The organism is Bacillus sp. FSL M7-0558, assembly GCF_038003245.1.
GTDB classification, from domain to species: Bacteria; Bacillota; Bacilli; order Bacillales; family Bacillaceae; genus Bacillus; species Bacillus pumilus.
Window position 1 is genome coordinate 3,194,709 of sequence record NZ_JBBOOU010000001.1, and the last position, 18,498, is coordinate 3,213,206.

At 41.3% G+C, this 18,498-nt stretch carries 18 protein-coding genes; 2 read left to right on the plus strand and 16 right to left on the minus strand.

The features are described from left to right. Positions 1 to 44: 44 nt before the first annotated feature. The 7 genes from MHB79_RS16285 to MHB79_RS16315 form a co-directional block, all read right to left on the minus strand. Positions 45 to 464, minus strand: coding sequence for a TIGR03826 family flagellar region protein (locus MHB79_RS16285; protein WP_003212865.1), 420 nt, complete (start codon positions 462 to 464; stop codon positions 45 to 47). A gap of 56 nt (positions 465 to 520) precedes the next feature. Continuing rightward, a complete protein-coding gene (locus tag MHB79_RS16290) occupies positions 521 to 1,207 on the minus strand; it encodes a ComF family protein (RefSeq protein ID WP_003212791.1) in 687 nt (228 codons plus the stop codon). Further along, complete coding sequence (locus MHB79_RS16295) at positions 1,204 to 1,497, minus strand: late competence development ComFB family protein (protein WP_050944343.1); 294 nt, start codon at positions 1,495 to 1,497, stop codon at positions 1,204 to 1,206. Before MHB79_RS16295 ends, MHB79_RS16290 begins: the two co-directional genes overlap by 4 nt. 66 nt (positions 1,498 to 1,563) lie before the next feature. Next, positions 1,564 to 2,691: a DEAD/DEAH box helicase gene (locus MHB79_RS16300; RefSeq protein WP_340990227.1), complete on the minus strand. Its 1,128-nt coding sequence runs from the start codon at positions 2,689 to 2,691 to the stop codon at positions 1,564 to 1,566. Between the two features lie 371 nt (positions 2,692 to 3,062). Beyond that, positions 3,063 to 3,905: a DegV family protein gene (locus MHB79_RS16305; RefSeq protein ID WP_003213402.1), complete on the minus strand. Its 843-nt coding sequence runs from the start codon at positions 3,903 to 3,905 to the stop codon at positions 3,063 to 3,065. A gap of 217 nt (positions 3,906 to 4,122) precedes the next feature. Continuing rightward, positions 4,123 to 4,812: a two-component system response regulator DegU gene (gene degU, locus MHB79_RS16310; protein WP_008348273.1), complete on the minus strand. Its 690-nt coding sequence runs from the start codon at positions 4,810 to 4,812 to the stop codon at positions 4,123 to 4,125. A gap of 64 nt (positions 4,813 to 4,876) precedes the next feature. After that, positions 4,877 to 6,052 carry a sensor histidine kinase gene (locus MHB79_RS16315; protein ID WP_003213166.1) on the minus strand — a complete coding sequence of 392 codons (1,176 nt, stop codon included), beginning with the start codon at positions 6,050 to 6,052 and terminating at the stop codon, positions 4,877 to 4,879. A 221-nt stretch (positions 6,053 to 6,273) separates the two neighbouring features. On the opposite strand from MHB79_RS16315, the gene MHB79_RS16320 reads away from it, so the two are divergent. After that, complete coding sequence (locus tag MHB79_RS16320) at positions 6,274 to 6,942, plus strand: YigZ family protein (RefSeq protein ID WP_003212936.1); 669 nt, start codon at positions 6,274 to 6,276, stop codon at positions 6,940 to 6,942. Then, positions 6,927 to 8,015, plus strand: a complete 1,089-nt coding sequence (locus tag MHB79_RS16325; RefSeq protein ID WP_212045589.1) for an LCP family protein — start codon at positions 6,927 to 6,929, stop codon at positions 8,013 to 8,015. The genes MHB79_RS16320 and MHB79_RS16325 overlap by 16 nt, the downstream gene beginning before the upstream one ends. A gap of 35 nt (positions 8,016 to 8,050) precedes the next feature. Here MHB79_RS16325 and MHB79_RS16330 read toward each other — a convergent pair whose 3' ends face one another. The 9 genes from MHB79_RS16330 to tuaB form a co-directional block, all read right to left on the minus strand. Further along, positions 8,051 to 9,118, minus strand: coding sequence for a glycosyltransferase family 4 protein (locus tag MHB79_RS16330; protein ID WP_003212692.1), 1,068 nt, complete (start codon positions 9,116 to 9,118; stop codon positions 8,051 to 8,053). 134 nt (positions 9,119 to 9,252) lie between these two features. Continuing rightward, complete coding sequence (tuaH, locus tag MHB79_RS16335) at positions 9,253 to 10,443, minus strand: teichuronic acid biosynthesis protein TuaH (protein WP_226805380.1); 1,191 nt, start codon at positions 10,441 to 10,443, stop codon at positions 9,253 to 9,255. 25 nt (positions 10,444 to 10,468) lie between these two features. Next, a complete protein-coding gene (gene tuaG, locus MHB79_RS16340; RefSeq protein WP_050944347.1) occupies positions 10,469 to 11,224 on the minus strand; it encodes a teichuronic acid biosynthesis protein TuaG in 756 nt (251 codons plus the stop codon). Between the two features lie 24 nt (positions 11,225 to 11,248). Then, positions 11,249 to 11,926: a teichuronic acid biosynthesis protein TuaF gene (gene tuaF / locus MHB79_RS16345; protein WP_340990229.1), complete on the minus strand. Its 678-nt coding sequence runs from the start codon at positions 11,924 to 11,926 to the stop codon at positions 11,249 to 11,251. 72 nt (positions 11,927 to 11,998) lie between these two features. After that, positions 11,999 to 13,456, minus strand: coding sequence for a teichuronic acid biosynthesis protein TuaE (tuaE, locus tag MHB79_RS16350; RefSeq protein WP_212045590.1), 1,458 nt, complete (start codon positions 13,454 to 13,456; stop codon positions 11,999 to 12,001). Positions 13,457 to 13,495: 39 nt separating this feature from the next. Further along, positions 13,496 to 14,425: an NAD-dependent epimerase/dehydratase family protein gene (locus tag MHB79_RS16355; protein ID WP_106035662.1), complete on the minus strand. Its 930-nt coding sequence runs from the start codon at positions 14,423 to 14,425 to the stop codon at positions 13,496 to 13,498. Positions 14,426 to 14,439: 14 nt separating this feature from the next. After that, positions 14,440 to 15,777, minus strand: coding sequence for a UDP-glucose 6-dehydrogenase TuaD (gene tuaD / locus MHB79_RS16360; RefSeq protein ID WP_137054332.1), 1,338 nt, complete (start codon positions 15,775 to 15,777; stop codon positions 14,440 to 14,442). A gap of 75 nt (positions 15,778 to 15,852) precedes the next feature. Continuing rightward, positions 15,853 to 17,037 carry a teichuronic acid biosynthesis protein TuaC gene (tuaC, locus tag MHB79_RS16365; protein ID WP_226804206.1) on the minus strand — a complete coding sequence of 395 codons (1,185 nt, stop codon included), beginning with the start codon at positions 17,035 to 17,037 and terminating at the stop codon, positions 15,853 to 15,855. Continuing rightward, positions 17,034 to 18,485 carry a teichuronic acid biosynthesis protein TuaB gene (tuaB, locus tag MHB79_RS16370; RefSeq protein WP_340990232.1) on the minus strand — a complete coding sequence of 484 codons (1,452 nt, stop codon included), beginning with the start codon at positions 18,483 to 18,485 and terminating at the stop codon, positions 17,034 to 17,036. The genes tuaC and tuaB overlap by 4 nt, the downstream gene beginning before the upstream one ends. Positions 18,486 to 18,498: the final 13 nt, after the last annotated feature.

The window sequence follows — 18,498 nt, forward strand, 5'->3', positions numbered from 1 at the left end:
ATTCTATCCATTTTATCGACCAAACTGCAACTTAGTTTAGGGAATCAATCGTTTTTAGGATTAATGGCATAATAGGTGTCTTTTTTCCTAGATTCAATCTCCCTTTTACGCTCTTCTTCTTGGTTCATTTGACTCATTTGCGACTGAATGTCCTGTTCACATTGACTGCACAGCTTGTTTTTTCTGATCGGTTGGCCACATCTTTCACAAGGATAGTTGATATTCGGAAATTGGCTAATTTGAAGTCTTTTCAAACGGATAAATTTCAAGATTAATTCTTCATCAACTTCTGTTGCATCTACTATTTCAGCAATGGTTGATTGTCTATTACTTTGCTTTCGCAAGAATTTATAAACGATATCAAAAGAACGTTCTTCTTCTTCAAAGCATTTGTTACAAACCGTTTGGATGGTCGTTTTTAAAAACAGCTGATTACATTGCGGGCAGTTTGCCAATTGATTCATAACCAAAACCCCTTACGTTATTTTCTCTTCTTATTATCGGTTAATTATCCTGAATTTTAACTACGGATCAACGTAAAAGAGGAAACACTTTTGGCACCTGCTTCTTTTAAAATTCTCGCCGCATCATAAATGGTGGCCCCTGTTGTATAAATGTCGTCAATTAAGATAACTTCCCTTTGAACGATCGCATCTGTCTGCGTGATTTGAAACATTCCTTTTTGATCTAAACGTTCATTTTTCTTTTTCTTGGACTGTTTGCTTTGATGTATTTTTACAAGTGGCTGAAGGATCGGCTCACCAATCAAGGAAGCAAGTATGACGGACTGATTAAACCCTCTTTCCTTTAGTCTTTCTTTACTTAAAGGAATCGGGATCAGGACAGGTTCTTTCATTGAAAAAGAGCGCTTAAATACTGCTCGGACATCTTGTTTAAAAAGCTCAGCTAAAGCTGTATCACCTCGAAATTTAAAGCGGGAAAGGACATCTTTCATCAAATCGTTGTAAGCATAGACAGACCTATTTTTCACAAGTACTGTAGTAGAATCAGGGCGTTCTTTCCACATGGAACAGTCTTGACATAATTGATCGTTCGACTGTGCTCTCCCGCAGGCTGGACAAATCGGGCGTTGAATTTTTTCTAGGTGATGCTTACATGCTATACATAGACGATCATCATTTAATAGAAGTAATGATTTCCATGTAAAAGAAGCGACAAAATGCCCCTCACAAATGAGGCAGATCAATTGTTATCCTTATTTATCGGCAGACGATTTTCGCATCTTGGAAATGTGGAGACCTTTGAAGCGGCTTCTGTCAGAATGACCAGCATGGCCGTATTCTTCTGTTTGTCCACCATCTCAGATTTACTGTAAGATATTTTATTGATATCTGTTATATACTGAGGCTTCACTTGATTTAGTGAAATCGCTAATACATCTTCTATACACTTTTCACAGTGACAAATCATGTTTAACTGGTTGAGATATTGATAGAGGATTTCCTTGAGTAGTGTTTCTTTTGCATTGAGTAGCATATTTGTCTCTCCTGCCATTTGTGTATTGTGAATATAACTGTACCATGAAATTTAGTTGAACCTACATTATTTTTCGGAGAACTCTTTTTCAGCTGTATCATTCATTTTTACAATATGCTTCTTTGCTTGCTTCATACTTCTCGTTAAACCAAAATGAAAAAAGAAAACATCTCCTTTAAAAAAATCGGGATGTCTACCTGCTCTACCAGAAATCTGAACAAGTGCACTTTCTGTAAAGATAGTAGATTCTGCACCTAGTACCCCCACTTGCACATTTGAAATGGTTACACCTCTTTCTAGAATTGTGGTTGTAACTAGTACATCGTATTTGTAATCTCTGAATTGCTGGACCTTCTGTTTCCTATCTGGATCATCAGCAGACACCCCTTCTACATTTAAGTGGTGCTTTCTAAGAACCTTCGTTACCTTCTTCATAGTAGAAATAGAAGGAACAAAAAGTAAAACCCTTTTCTTTTTTGTAATATGTTTCTGCATCCAATTCATTACTTTAGGTGGGAGCTGATTCTTTTTTAATTTCTTCTTCCAATGTCCAATCCATTGAAAGGATGGGACCGGTAAAGGTTGTTGGTGAAAGCGCAGAGGAATTTTTATGGCTTCTAGTTGTCCACGAGATACATCTCTTATCATTTTCTTAGACGGCGTCGCACTTAAATAAACCCTAACCCCTTTCTTTCTCATTGCCTTTAAAACAGCAAATTGGAGACGTTCATCGATTGAATAAGGGAAGGCGTCGACTTCATCTATAATGAGCACATCAAATGCATGTTTATATCTCATCAACTGGTGAGTTGTAGCGATTACTAACTGTGCTATTTGGAACCTTTGAGGACTTCCTCCATAAAGAACAGCTATTTTCATTCCTTGAAAAGCTTTTTTAAGCCGCGGCTCTAGTTCAAGGACAACATCAGTTCTAGGTGTCGCAATGCAGACACTCATTCCTTGATGTAAGGCATATTCTATTCCGTGAAAAAGCACCTCTGTTTTCCCTGCCCCGCAAACTGCCCAGATGAGTAGATCAGATTTGTTTTTTATCGCTTCGATCAATTTCTCTGACGCTCTTTTTTGTCCTTTAGACAGGTTTCCCTGCCATGTTAATTCCGAGTGACATGCTTCTTCCATTTGTGGACCCGTCCATTCATAAAGAAAGCCACATTCCGTTGTTTTCCCCATCATGATGCATGATCTACAATACACACAATCTTTTTGACACTTGTCACACGAAGAGTGGGCAAAGTACCGATTTTTTGATACACCACATCTGCAGCAAATAAGACCATTTGCTTTCCTCTCAATAGCAGGTGTTCGGATAACTAACCCTTTCTCCTCCAGCCAATCCAAATCAGACTGTGAGCATCTTGTTTCAGCAGTAAGCAGGTGGCGTGACTCCAGGTGCTTCCTTAGTTCCATTGCTTTGTCCATGTTCAATTTCAACAAACACCTTTCAACTGATGTTTGCCTATTATGCGCAAAGACATGACCTTTCGTCCAACAGCTAAAAAAGAAAAACAAAACCCCTTTTCTAAGAGAAAAGAGGTTTTTAGGATTTATCTAATCAGCCAGCCAAGAGCTAAAGAGCCTTCGCCTAGATGAGTGCCGATTACAGCACCAAAATAACTTTTATAAAATTCAACATGAGGATATTTTTCTGATAAGTGCGCAATCAAATCGTCTACTTCTTCTTCTCTATTTCCATGTATCACTGTTGCTCTCATCGGGACACCACGCGATGCATCTTCATCAAATAGTTCAAACATACGTGAAATGGCTTTTTTCCGTGTACGAATCTTCTCAAAAGGGACAATTAGCTTGTTGTCAAAATGCAGTATAGGCTTTACCTTTAAGAGGCTCCCAATAAAAGCCTGAGCACCATTTAATCTGCCGCCTCTTTGTAAATGAGTTAAATCGTCTACCATAAAATAAGCTCTCTGATTCTCTTTCAGGTAATTGAGATGGGCTAACACTTCTTCTGGAGAAGCACCAGCTTGGATTTTCTCAGCAGCTTCTATCACATAAAAACCTTGTGCCATACAGCTAGTTTCTGTATCAAACGGATAAATGTCAATTCCGTCAACTAGGTCATTTGCTGAGGCTGCACTATTATATGTTCCACTAATTCCGCTAGAAAGGTGAATACTAATCACGGCATCATATGTTTCACTTAGTTTTTCATATAATTCTATTAGTTCACCGAAAGCAGGCTGAGAGGTGGTTGGAAGGTCTTTATGCTTTTTGACTTCTTCATAATATGTCTTCCAATCCATTTCTATTTCTTCACGGTATGATTCATTGCCAAAGATGACATTCAGAGGGATCATATGAATATGATGTTTATCACGCAGCTCTTGTGGTATATAAGCAGTACTGTCTGTTACAACGGCTATTTTCATTCTTAAATACCTTCCTTATCCGTTAAGTTGCTCTTTTTTATTTTCAAAGAATGATCATTGTTATTCATTAGATTTATAATAGTAATCAAAAAAGCCTGCCTAATCAATAGGCAAGCCCGTTATATCCGAAAAAGACTCCTTATCTACCTATCATTTCTCTCAAATTAACATGTGAGAGAATCAAAAACAGGCGAAAAAGGAGTACTTGTCCGTAATATTATCTCATTTCTACCCAGCCGTTCTTAATTGCTACAACAACAGCTTGTGTACGGTCGTTTACATTCATTTTTTGTAAAATGTTACTCACGTGGTTTTTGACTGTTTTCTCACTAATAAAGAGCGACTCACCAATTCCTCTATTGCTCTTTCCGTCAGCTAACATTTGAAGTACTTCGCACTCACGTCTCGTTAAGATATGAAGTGGTCTGCGAATTTCAGGATATACTTCATGCTGTGGATGTGCTGAAACGCCACTAGTCGCTAGGCGTCGGAATTCATTTACTAAGTTATGAGTAACTTTCGGATGTAAATAAGATCCTCCGTCAGCTACGACTTTCACTGCTTCAATGAGCGTGTCTGCATCCATTTCTTTTAACAGGTAGCCTCTTGCTCCTGTTTTCAATGCATGTGTCACATAGTTTTCATCGTCATGAATAGATAGAATAATGACTTTTGATTCGGGATAAAGCTCAACTAGCTGCTTTGTAGCCTCTACACCATTTACATTCGGCATATTAATGTCCATAATGACAACATCCGGATGATAGTGTTCTACGATACGTGCAGCTTCGTCTCCGTCGTCTCCTTCTGCAACTACTTCAAAAGTAGGTTCAAAATCTAAAATCCGTTTGACACCTTCACGGAATAATTGGTGATCATCAATAATTACAATATTTACTTTAGTCACAAGCTACGCCTCCCCATGTTTATTGTTCTACACCTGAACTTTATGGTCAATATGTCTTTTGTCTCTATTTTACAATTTTATTTTGCAATGTTAATGGCACGCGAATCATGATGAATGTCCCTAGACCTATTTTTGAGTCTATGGTCATTTTACCTTCAAGTAAGTCTACGCGTTCTTTCATGCCAAGTAAACCGAAGGATTTGTTTTTGTTTGTTTTCACATCTTTCATATCAAAGCCTTTTCCATCGTCTTTGATAATTAACGTAACAAAGTCTTTCGTCACTTCTACTTTTACAGAGATTTCTTCAGCTTCGGAATGCTTTAGTGAATTTGTGACAGCTTCTTGGGCTAGTCTAAACAGTGCCACTTCAAATTGAGAAGCAATTCTTTCGCTTTCTGTATCCCCTAGGCATTGGAACGTGATCTTGGTTTTTCCATCATACTCTTCGATTGTGTTTAAATATTTTCTAAGCGTCGGAATGAGACCCAAATCATCTAAAGCCATTGGTCTTAAATCATAAATGATTCTTCTCACTTCGTACAGAGCATTTCGCACATTCTGTCTGAGACTTCTAATTTCTTTAAAGCCTTCTTCTGTCCCACGGTCTCTGAAAATCCGTTCAATTAATTCGGAACGCATCATTACGTTTGCCAGCATTTGGGCCGGACCGTCGTGAATTTCACGGGATACCCTTTTGCGTTCTTCTTCTTGGGCTTCAATAATTCTAAGTCCAAAATCTTGTTTTGCTTGAGCATCTTCAAGTAACACGCCAACTTGACGTAAGTCCTGATTGAGATAGTTGAGAACAACTGTGATCTGACTCACAAGCGTTTCAGAGCGTTCAATGACGTCTTGTAGGCTTAACAATCGTCTTTCCAGATCGTCTCTTCTTTCTCTCAGTTGCTTTTCGCGCTGCTGGATCATAGTGAGTTCCACTTGCAGATTATGTGCTTTTTCGTAGGCCTCCCGTATTTCTTCTTCGCTAAATTTGTTGAAGTTTCTGCTGACCTCAGATAAGCGATTTCTAGCATGTCTCGTATGGACTTCTAGTTTATCCCCAAAATCAATTACTTCGTTTACTTGCTGCTTGATTTGCTTCAGCTCTTCTACAAGGCTTTCATATTGTTGACGGGACTGTTCGCCTATCCTAAATACTTCGTCCTTGCTGCCATCAACTGTACTAAGCATTTTCATGATGATTGAATCCAATAATTTCGGATCCATTTTAGGTGTTGTCATGGCTTTTCCCTCCCGTAACAGTGATGTCATCTTTTTTTATTATAAATGTCATTGATCTGCATTTTATGTCGAATTATAATGAAAGAATGCGTATAAATCATGAAGTTTTTATGACGACCCTTTTTCTACCCCTATCATCATAACAAAATACGCTGTAAAATTCTAAAATCAATGCAAATTTTCTCTAGTCTTACAATTTGCTTTTCAGGAGGGTATGTCTTTTGCTGCATCGCTATCTTACAGTAAAAAGTCGTGGCGAGCATGAGATCGTCATTGAAAAATCACGTTTTATTTGTCATATACAGCGTGCTGTCTCAGAAGAAGAAGCACAAGCATTTATACAATCCATTAAAAAACAACATTGGAATGCCACACATAATTGTTCTGCCTATCTCATTGGAGAACATGACCTGATTCAAAAAGCGAATGATGATGGTGAACCAAGTGGTACAGCAGGTGTGCCAATGCTTGAAGTGTTAAAAAAACGGAAGCTGAAAGATACAGTCGTAGTAGTCACTCGTTATTTCGGCGGTATTAAGCTAGGCGCCGGTGGATTGATTCGTGCCTACGGAAAATCTGTATCAGAAGCCATCAACCATGTTGGGATGGTAGAGCGCTGTTTAATGCGTACGATGCACACAACAATAGATTATACATGGCTTGGAAAGGTAGAGAATGAGCTTAGAGCCTCATCTTTTCAGCTAAAAGAAATTCATTATGCAGAAGATGTTATTTTTGAGACGTATGTAGAAGAAACACAAACAGAGCAGTTCATTGAATGGATGACTGAGCTGACAAATGGAAAGAGTGTTACAAAAGAAGGCGAACTGATTTATTTAGAAAAGGACATTGGTCCGATAAAGGAGACAGATGAATGGCACAACGAGTAAAAGTGCGTGTACGAAAGAAAAAGAGTAAGAAGAAGAAAATTTTCAAACGTATCCTGGTTTTATTTTTGCTTCTTATCATCTGCATGGGCGGATTTGCAGTCTATAAAATAGTCAATACACTTCAAGCCGCTGACAAAACATATGACGAACTAAACCGAGGAGAGAAATCGAAGCTTCGTGATGCGGTCATTGATATTAAAAAGAAGCCCTTCTCTGTACTATTTGTCGGAATTGAGGATTATGCCACAGATGGTGATCATGGCCGTTCAGATTCACTTATTGTCGCAACAATTAACCCTCAAGACAAAACGATGAAAATGGTTAGTATCCCCCGTGACACACGCGTACAGCTTGCAAGTGACACGACAGGAAGTAAAGAAAAGATCAATGCAGCATATGCTAAAGGCGGTAAAGACGAAACGATTGAAACTGTCGAACAATTCTTGAATATTCCGATTGATAAATATGCGACCGTTGATTTTGACGGATTCAAGGATGTCATTGATGAAGTCGGTGGAATTGATATTGATGTTCCATTTGACTTCAATGAAAAAAGTGATGTGAAAAAATCGAAAAAGATTTATTTCAAAAAAGGCAATATGCATTTAAACGGGGAAGAAGCACTTGCTTACGCACGGATGAGAAAACAAGATCCACGCGGTGATTTTGGACGTAATGATCGTCAGAAACAAATTTTACGTGCAATGATTGATCAAATGTCGAAGGCAAATAACATCGCGAACGTGGATAATATCGCTAAAGAAGTCAGTGATCATATTACGACCAACTTCCGTATCACAGAAGGTCTAGCGCTTCAGCAAATCTACAGCGGGTTTAAGGGAGACGACACAGAAACACTTTCTATTAAAGGGTCGGATCTTTATTTAGGGCCAAATCGAACGTATTACTTTGAGCCAGATCAAACCAATCTAGCTAACGTACAAAATGCATTACGGACGCATTTAAAGCTTCCTACTGAATCTTCGACTGAAACAGATTCACAAACCAATCCATCCTCTGGTGAAACAGGATCAAGTGATACAACTAATCCTTCCAGCACATCAGGACAATAATAAAACAGCCCAGTTCCTAGGAACGGGCTGTTTTATTATTGTCTTTTCACCATTCGTTTATAGAATTTCGTAAATGGTTTGAACTCTTCGTTGACCAAACCCGTGACTTCCGCAATCACTTGCATAAACATCACCAGTAAAAAGATAATGATCAGCGATAACCAAATGGTCGCGCTTGTCAGCAAAATCGCACTTAAGCTAAAGACTAAGCCAATCATGTAAATCACGATGACAGCCATGCGATGGGACAAGCCAAAGGCCATTAGTCTATGATGAATATGGGATTTGTCCGGTGATGAAATGGGCTGTTTGTTTAATATGCGTCTAATGATTGCAAAGGTCGTATCAAATATAGGAACACCTAGAATGATCACAGGAACAACAACACTAAACAAAGTGACACTTTTGTATAACCCTAAAAGTGACAGCACCGAAATCATATAGCCTAAAAATAGCGAACCGGTATCTCCCATAAAAATCTTCGCCGGATGGAAGTTGTAAAAGAGAAAGCCGATCGTACTGCCAATGACGACAAGAGATAAAGAAAGAATCAGAATCTTATCAGCAGAAAATGCCATCACTGCAATCGTTGATAAACCGATGACAGAAATACCGGCAGCTAGTCCATCAAGGCCGTCAATTAAATTAATGGCATTTGTGATACCCACAATCCATAGCACGGTGAGGGGATATGCCATCCAGCCTAACTCAATTCGATCTGTTAAAAAAGGAACAGAGAAGAAGTCCATTTTTAAGCCCGTGCTCACAATCAAACAAGCAACTAGGACTTGTACGAGAAATTTAAATCTTGCACTTAAATTATATTTATCATCAAATATACCTAAAATGACGATGAGTACGGCACCTACTGAAATTGCTGTAATTTTATTATGTAGAAACAGCCCGCCTGCTAATGCTCCAGCCGCTACTCCAATAAAAATTGCCAAACCACCCATTCGAGGCATTACTTTATCATGAACTTTTCGTTTATTCGGCTGGTCCACTGCACCAATCTTAATTGCAAACTTTTTGACGATTGGTGTCACAATTAAAACTGTAGCCAGAGAGACAAAAAACGCTAATAAGGCGCGTTCGTAATCCATAGGTCAGTCTCCTTCTAAATTGAAATCTGTATTTTGTATATTGGCCGCTCTTTCCATTATACAATTGAATAGAGGATGATCACAAGCTCCCCCTGTGAGGAAGAAACAAATAAAAACGCACAATCCCGAATGAATTATGCGTTTTCTTTAATATTCGTTAGTTCCACCATGTTTGTGAACAGCGCGTGCCAATCTTTTTTCTTCGCTCGGCTTTGTCTTAGATGTCTATAGCTCGTGTCGTCTTTTTTGCTGATCACTTTCAGGCAGGCTTCTACGAAGAGCGCAGGATCGTCGCCCTCTAAATATTCATACACATCCTTCTCTTTTAGCCTTTCCGTTGATGGGAGATTTAAACCGACAACCGGTATTCCAGCGGCTAAAAATTCATAAAGCTTGAGAGGGAACACCGCTTGATTATAAGGGGATTGTTTATATGGCATCATACCTACATCAATCAGCTTCATATAAGCAGGCACTTCTTCTGGAGCAACAGCACCTGTCCAAATCACATTAGGCAGTTTGAGTGCATGCTGAAAAGATGGATCTCCATTCGTTCCATCCGGACCGACAAATAAAAATGTCCAATCAGGCCGCATGCGAGCAGCTTCAGCCATCATGTCAAAATCGAGCTTTGGCTTGATTCCTCCGATAAAACCAAGCACAGTCCCTTCTCTTCCTTCCAGCACATCTTCTTTGCACGGAAGATTGCTTTTCGCAAACACATCGTATTCGACGCCATTTTCCACCGTAAACACATCTTTCGGTTCTCCCATAAGACGTTTTTTGATTTGATCGTGTAAATATTGAGAAGAGCATGTAATGCTGTGTGCGTATTTAATGATTCGATTTTCTGCTTTGACAATGACACGCTGCCTCATATAAGAAAGGATGTTATGGTTGCCGCTTATCGGCTCTCCCCACAGGTCACTGCAATCATAGACAATATGTTTCCATTCAAATAAAGAAGATAAGAGCGGAAAGCCCGGAAACGTATACCATAAACAAACAGCGATCCCCTTCTTCTCCTCATGCCGCAAATGTTCAAGGAGAGGGGATAATTTATGAATATAGAACATGTCTTGATATCGACCAAAGCGAAATAATTTGCTCTTGAGCACATCAGGAATGGTCAATTGCTTCATTCGATCTGTTATGGGCTGAAAGGGAGCTGTATGACGAGATGATGACGGGCATACCCAGATGACCTCTTTTGTTTCTGGATCAGATGCTAGAAATTCGGCCAGCCGATGCCGTCTGTACCTCAGTCCGTCCTGTCCCCATTCTCCCGTCGCTACGACAACATGTATGATCGAGTCTGCTTTCACCTTTATCACCTTTTTTCCCTTCTGTTTATAAGCGCTTCTTCACAGCATTTGTCGCATAGTGCATAAAACACCAAGACGCTTTGACAAAATGAAGCTGCTCAATTTCTCTGTAGACAAACCACGTTTTTTTCGCTGCTTTCCACTTGTTACTAGAGATGGAGTTCCCAACGATGCGATATTCACTGAGCGGTTCACTCATACCATAGGCTGTAAATCCTCTTTTTAATATAGACAGCCATGTAGCTAAATCCTGCCTTGTGCGAATGTTCGGCATTTCCACATGTCCTACCTTTTGAAGATCAAGCATGACCGTTAAACAGCCGATAATGGTGTTTTTCAGGGCTTCATTATAGTCCAATCTCGCTGGCGCAGTGACGGTTTTTTCTAATGGTTCTCCGTTTTCTGCAATGATGTCATATGCCGTAAATGTAAAGGCATAATCATTTGTCAGCATGAAGTCTACCTGTTTTTCAAGCTTCGTCTCTTTCCACATATCATCGCTGTCTAAAAAAGCGATAAAGCGTCCTTTTGCCTGTTTGATGGCTGCGTTTCTAGCAATGGCAGCTCCCCCATTTTCCTCTAAATAAATGACGTTGATTCTGTCGTCCGCTTGACTTAAATCCCCTAATAGCTTTCGAGTTCCATCTGTAGAACAATCATCTGCAATGATCAGCTCCCAATTGGAATAGGTTTGGGCAAGGACGGAATGAACTGTATCCGTTAAATAACGTTCCGCATTATACGCAGGTGTAATGATGGATACTAACGGTTGATTGTTCACCTAAGACTCATCTCCAGTTCATTATTAAGATTCTTTGAACACTTCGGGTAAGACGACAAACATGAGCGAGATGCTAAAGCCAATGACAAGCCCAAGAAGTGCCCGTTTTTTAGCTGACATGCCTTTATTGCCTTCATCAAGTACTTGTGCAGGTTCAACAATTTTTGCCTGCTTCATTCCAAGCTTTGTTGACTCCAATTCATATAAGAATCGTTCTTTATCGACTTTGGAATCATTGCTGACCGATTCGTCTTCAAGAGCAGCTAATCTACTTTCAATCACCTGCTGCCTTTTTGTAAATAATGCTTTATCTTGCTTCAGAAATGTATCCGACACCTGCTTCACGACAGCCAAAGCATGATCCTTATCGGCATCCGTGAAAGACAGCTGTAATTGTGTATCTGATTGATTGGTAAGGATGAGACGAGTTTTCACATCCTGTCTTTCTTCTTCTTTCACATCACTGAGTGCTTCATTTAGAAATGCATCGCTTTTTAATAGAGATGTCACTTCTGCCATGTTGTTATACACCCCATCATCATATTTACCGAGAGTGAGGGTAACAGCAGCTGTGTAACTAGATTGCTGCGTAGTTCCTTTAGCAAAAAAGAAACCAAAGGCACCTAATACGACAGGCAGCAGTATGAGCCATACGATGTACTTTTTGATTCGCTTCCCTATCCTAGATATGAAACCAGACATGTTCATTCTCCCAACATTGACGTATTTGCTCTTTCACTAGTGTAGCCATACAAACGCAGCATCACACACGGTTTACCATAGCTTGAGTCGTTGTTTGTTTTTCAACATATTCACCGCTGCGATCACCAGTCCTAAAAATACCCAATGGAAATATAAATTCGAGACGGAGCTAGGACTGATACTTGAAACGAGAAAGCTCAGCATGGCTGCAAACAACCCCTCAATGATCATTTTTGCCGATCTTGTGTCAGCCCATTGGTATTGTTTGTACAGTGTGAACATGAGATAGGCGTATACAGAGATATAGCCCAGCATGACTGCAAATCCGAAGTTCGTCATCAATTCCAGCAGCCAATTGTGCACTTCTACGACCTGGTCTGTGTCAAAGATCGAAAAGTGAGCTAAGTAGTAAGACACATTCCCCGCTCCAACTCCGAATCCGTATGAATTCGTAAAGAAGTGCCAAGCATTTTTGATTAAATTCGCTCTCGCGATGTTAGACGGGAGTGGTTCACTAAAAGAATGCGCGACCTGAGAAGCGAGAAACAAGTCATAAAAGACCGAATAAATCTTAGCTGAAAAAACAGCGATACCGATGACGACAAGTCCGCTTGCTGCAATGATTGACCACTTTTTGAGAAAACGCGGCAGCAGCAGCCACACATAGATCGCCACTCCTGCAAATATCCCAAGCAGACTAGCGCGGGATTCGGTTAACAAAATGAGATACAGCGCGGCGATTGCACCTAATAATCCAAACGCTTTGATGTAACCGTTTTTCATTTGACGCATGCATGCTAGATATAAGAAGAAACTAATCGATAAAAACGTTGCAAAGTCATTCTGATTAAAAAAGACAGATGTAGGATAGTGCTGTTTATACGCTGGCCCTAGATACAATGAGGTATTCGGTAAATGGTTCAATGTAAAATGATTATAGAACCCAATCCCCATCACAAACACAGTCATGACCAGCCAAATGCTATAAAAGGTCACCACTTGATCCATTCGCTGAATATACATGACGACTAGAAAGACAAATCCCATCCCCATTGCAAGAAGGGACATATATTTCAGGCCGTCTGTGACAGAATGAGCCCAAAGCAGTGAGATGAGACCGTAAAGAAACCATACAGCGAAAAAACCAAGAATTCCTTTGACACGAATCTGCTGCCACTGCGATATGTACGTCCCCTGATCTCTCATCCGCCATATAAATAAAGCAAAGGCGGCGATGAGCATGATACGGTAGAGAAAAAGACTAAAGAATCCTGCACTAATAGAAAAGAAAGCGTTGTTGAGAAAGGTCAATGTAATCAAAAGATAGATGACTGACATGAAGATTTGCTCACCATTCATGTACAGCTTCATCAACACGAGAGCAGCCGACAGGATCAGAAGTATAACTGGAACAGCCACCATCTTCTTTAACCCGACGGGCTGCGCGGCTGCCATTTGTACAAGACCGATCCCTGCTGCAAACAATATACATCCAATCATGATTTGCCATGCTGTATGCTTCACACTCATACCCATTTTCCTCCTAAGCAACCCATCCGATTTGAGGGATTAAGCCTTGACTTCCTGTTCATAGTAGGAAATGGTACGAGCCAAACCTTCCTGTAAACTCACAACAGGCTCCCATGCTAAGACTTGTTTCGTTTCCTCATTTGCCAATGTACTATGCACAATATCTCCTGCACGCTGCGGCTTGTAAATTGGTTCAAGATGCGACCTCGTTACTCGCTTCATCGTTTGAAACAGCTCATTCACAGTGATTGAATCACCACACGAGATATTTAAACAAACGTTTGATTGAGCTGTTAAAGCCGCAACATTAGCCGCTGCTAGATCACCTACATAGATGAAATCTCTTGTTTGTTCTCCGTCTCCGAAAATGAAAGGAGCCTCATCCTTTGCAAACTTATCAGAGAAAATAGAGACAACCCCGCCTTCGCCAAGTGCATCTTGTCGCGGACCATAAACATTGCTATACCGAAGAATACAATAGTCCACATCATACAGTGATTTTGCCATTTCTAAGTATCGCTCTACTGTGAGTTTCGATAAACCATAAGGCGAACCAGGCTTTAGCCGGTGAGCGGTATCCACTGGCAAATACACTGGATCTCCATAGACAGCTGCCGATGAGGCAAATACCACCTTCTCCACCCCTGCTTCAGCCGCTGCTTTCATGACGTGCAGGGACCCTTTGATATTGACCTCTTCGTCATAAACGAAATTCTGAACAGACACGGCGACACTCACCTGTGCTGCAAGGTGAATGATATAATCCGGTCTTATTTGTTTGATCAAATCGACCGTTTCTGATTTTGTGACATCTGCCTCAATGCATTGAACGGAAAGGTGGGCAATATTTCCCCGAGATCCAGTTGAAAAGTTATCAAGAACGATGGGCTCGTAGCCTTTTTCTAGTAAAGCCTCTACCGTGTGTGATCCAATAAATCCGCTTCCCCCAGTAACCAATACTTTCTTCATCCAAGCTCCCCCTGTTATTGTGCCTTTGATACCAATTCTGCTTCCCATACGCCTGGGCGGCCGATAGACTGGTAAATAAATCCTCTCTCTTTCATTTCTGCTGGATCAAACAAATTCCTTCCATCAATTACAATCGGTGAACGAAGCAGCTGCTTGATTTGATCTTTATCCATCTTCTGTACGTCATCCCATTCTGTTAGGATGAGGCAAGCATCCGTATCTTTTACTGTTTCATACAGGTCATTACTGAAGACAGCCTGCGGGCCAAGCTCTCGTTCTGCTTCTACATAAGCAACCGGATCATAGGCCTTCACAAAAGCACCCAGCTCTCTCAGCATTGGGATAATGTCTAATGCAGGTGCAGAACGCATATCATTCGTATTCGGTTTGAATGCGAGACCTAAAACAGAGATGGTTTTTCCTCTAATATCACCGAATACACTCATCAATTTGCTGACAAGGTGCGCTCTTTGGTGATTGTTCGTTTCAATCACGGACTCGATCAGCTTGAACCGGTAGCCAGCTGTTTCGGCAATTTTGAGAAGAGCCATCGTGTCTTTCGGGAAACAAGACCCACCAAATCCAATGCCCGCTTTTAAAAATTTATGCCCGATACGGCTGTCTAATCCAACGCCTTCGCTAACTTTTTCAACATCAGCGCCCACCCGCTCGCAAATATTTGCAATGTCATTGATGAATGAGATTTTTGTGGCAAGCATGGCATTTGCAGCATACTTAATCATTTCAGCACTTTCTAAATTGGTCTCCACAACCTCTGTTTGAAACGGATCATGCAATCTTTTGATGATGGTCGACGCATGGGTGCTTGTCGAGCCGATTACTGCCCGCTCCATATTCATCGTGTCTTGGATGGCAGATCCTTCTCTGAGAAACTCTGGATTGGATACGACATCAAAAGGATATTTACTGCGCGATGCTTTTTCGACAATGGCTTGAACGAGCCGGCCTGTTCCAACGGGTACTGTGCTTTTATTGACGATGATTTTATAGCCATTTAGATGTTCACCAATTGTTTGAGCGACAGCTTTCACGTACGTTAAATCTGCTTCCCCCTGTGCTGTCATCGGAGTCCCTACAGCAATATAGATAATCTCTGATTCCCGGATAGCAGCAGGAATATTGGTTGTAAAAAACAGTCTTCCTTCTTCCGTATTCTTTTCAATCAATTCCTTTAAACCCGGTTCATAAATGGGAACGACACCACTTTTTAAGCTGTTGATTTTTGATTCATCGATGTCACAGCAGATGACACGATTTCCGATATCAGCAAAACAAGTACCCGATACTAACCCGACATACCCTGTTCCAATCACAGCAATTTTCTTCAACATTTTTCATCCTCTCAGTAAAAGCATATTGTCCGTTCCAAGCTGTTTATCTATCATTCTTTGCACATTTCATCTTGTTTAAACGATGGATCTTGATTGATGAAGCACCTTTTCATATTGCTGTATGAGCTGCTTCGTATTATTTGCTGATGAGTATTCTGTATGAACGATTTGATGAAGATCGCTTTTCACTTGCTCATTCCATCTGTTTTCATAAAGGTAGGCGTGAATGGCCTCTTTCAGCTGACTTGTCGAACGTGGTTCAATGAGCAGGTGTTGATAGCTAGAAAATAAGGTTGGGAGACCGCCAACTCGTGTCGCAATGACAGGTACTTTTAAAGCGAGCGCCTCTAGGACGACGGTAGGCATCCCTTCACTATAAGAAGGAAGTGCAAACAGGTCGGATGCGATTAAGTAGTCTTTCACCTGCTCATTCGGCACCTGCCCTGGGAGTAGAATAGATGCTCCAGCCCGTTCTGTGAGCTCCTTTGCAAGGGGGCCTTTTCCAACAAAAACTGCTTTCACACCATCCAAGCCGCTGACAGCATCAGCTAATTCAAGTAAGCCCTTCTCTTTGACTAACCGCCCGACGAAGACAACGAGCTTGTCGTGAAGGGGTAAGCCTAACTTTTTCCTGATGAATTGTTGATCTTCTTCCGTTTTAGAAAATGACTGGAGCGGAATACCGAGCGGGAGGCATTTCGCTTCTACCTTTGTCATGTCATTTGTCTTTTTAGCAAGCTCCTCGCTCACCGTCAGAACAGCAGATGCCTGTTTCACCGCCGTTTCAAAGGCTGCATGTGCCCCTTTGCTATAGCCCGGATACACGTTCACATCACTGCCATGTAAGGTCAAAAGATAAGGAATTTGCGTTTCTTTCTGAATCACAGCCGCCGCTCCGCCAGACGGCATCGCAAAGTGTGCATGGATAAAATCTGGTGACAGCTGGTAACGCTGCATGGCGCCGAGAACAGTAGAAGCTATTCGTTTACTCGGCTGTGCCCATTTCAGCTGTCCAGGAAGCGCTGTATAGGGCGGCCTGTATACGGTCACTCCGTTTCTCACTTCCTGTTCGGGCAGATCCTTTTTCTGCCGATAGGACGCCTTCAGCATCCGCAAAACCGGTGGATTGACAGGGTTGGGACAGATGACCGTCACTTGTATTCCTTGTTTGAGCAGCTCCTGCACTTGCGTTTCATGGAATACGCCTTCACTTGGATGTTTTTCACTAGGATATACACTTGTCAGCCACAGCACCTTCATGACGAACGACCTCTTCTCAATAATTTGCCTGCCACCTGCGGATACATTTTGATGAGCAGCAAGCCATACAATGCTGCGCTGACACAAATCGTCAATCCTAATTGAAGTAAAATGTCGGCTGACGTCAGCTTCATGCCTTGATGCAGGGCTACCGCACAGGCGGCCATCAATAGCGTCATAGTAGCAGGCTTGCCAAGTGATTTTAAATAAACCTTCATATCTAGCTGAATGACATACGCCATGAGCCATCTGCCGACAATGAAGTTGAGCAGGCTGACACCTGAGTAAACCCAAGCTACTGTGAGCAGACTGCCTGTGCTGACACCTGCGTATAAGGCGCATCCATACACAAGAAGCATCCCCGTATCCCAATAAAAGGCTAAGTCCGCTCTCCCTTTTGCAAGGAGTATTGACCCGTTTGGATTCATCAGCACACGCAGAAGTCCGACAATGCATAATATATTAAGAACCGGAACAGCTACGAGCCATTTCTCGCCAAACACTACTTCTATAAAGCTATCTGATACGGCAGCAAGACCGATTAATAACGGAAAGCTAATCAATGCGAGCATATTCGTCATACTGAGGAAGCCCTCTCGCAGCATGGAGTGATCACGCTGACTTTTTGCGAAAACCGGGAAAGCCACTCTCGTCACGATTGGGTTAATCTTTAGCACGGGGATCGTCACGATTTGATACGCCAAGCTATAAATACCTAACGCTTCTGCTCCTAGAAACCGGCCGATTAAAATCATGTCTATGTTCGATCCTGCTCGATTGACTAGTCTGGATGCGAGCTGGAATGCACCGAATGAGAAAAATTCTTTCACTTCTCCTAATGCAAAAACAGGTGCTGGGCGCCACTTCTTCCAATAAGCTGCGGCATACATAAGCCCTTTTCCAGATTGCAGAAGCACTTGAGAAATGACATAGGCTACAATCGGATTGATGAAGAAGGCCAAAGCGAGTAAAACAAACAGCGATATCATAGTTGCAATGGCTTCAATGGCACTTAATGTTTTAAAGGCTAAGTCCTTTTGCATCATGTATTGGTATTGCTGGCCAATGGGTGCAATCAGAAACATGATCGATAATAGTTTGAGCAACCCCTCCAGCTCTGGCCGGTTATAAAAGGCGGCAATCATTGGGCTTACTAGAATGAGTAAACAGAATAAGATAATGCCAGTGAGTAAGTTGATCCAATATAATGTGGATAATTGACGTTCTGTTGTTTGTTCCTTTTGGATGATCGCTGCCCCGATCCCTAGATCAAGTAAAATCTGCGTAAATATTGTGACAGTTGTGATCATGCCAACGAGTCCAAACTCTTTCAGTGACATCACGTTCCCTAAAAAGGCGAACTGTGCAATTTGGATGATCGTAATGATAAATGCGGACAAGCTTGTCCATTTTGCCCCGCCCAGCATGTGTTTTTTCATACTTGCCATTTCTCTTCCCTAC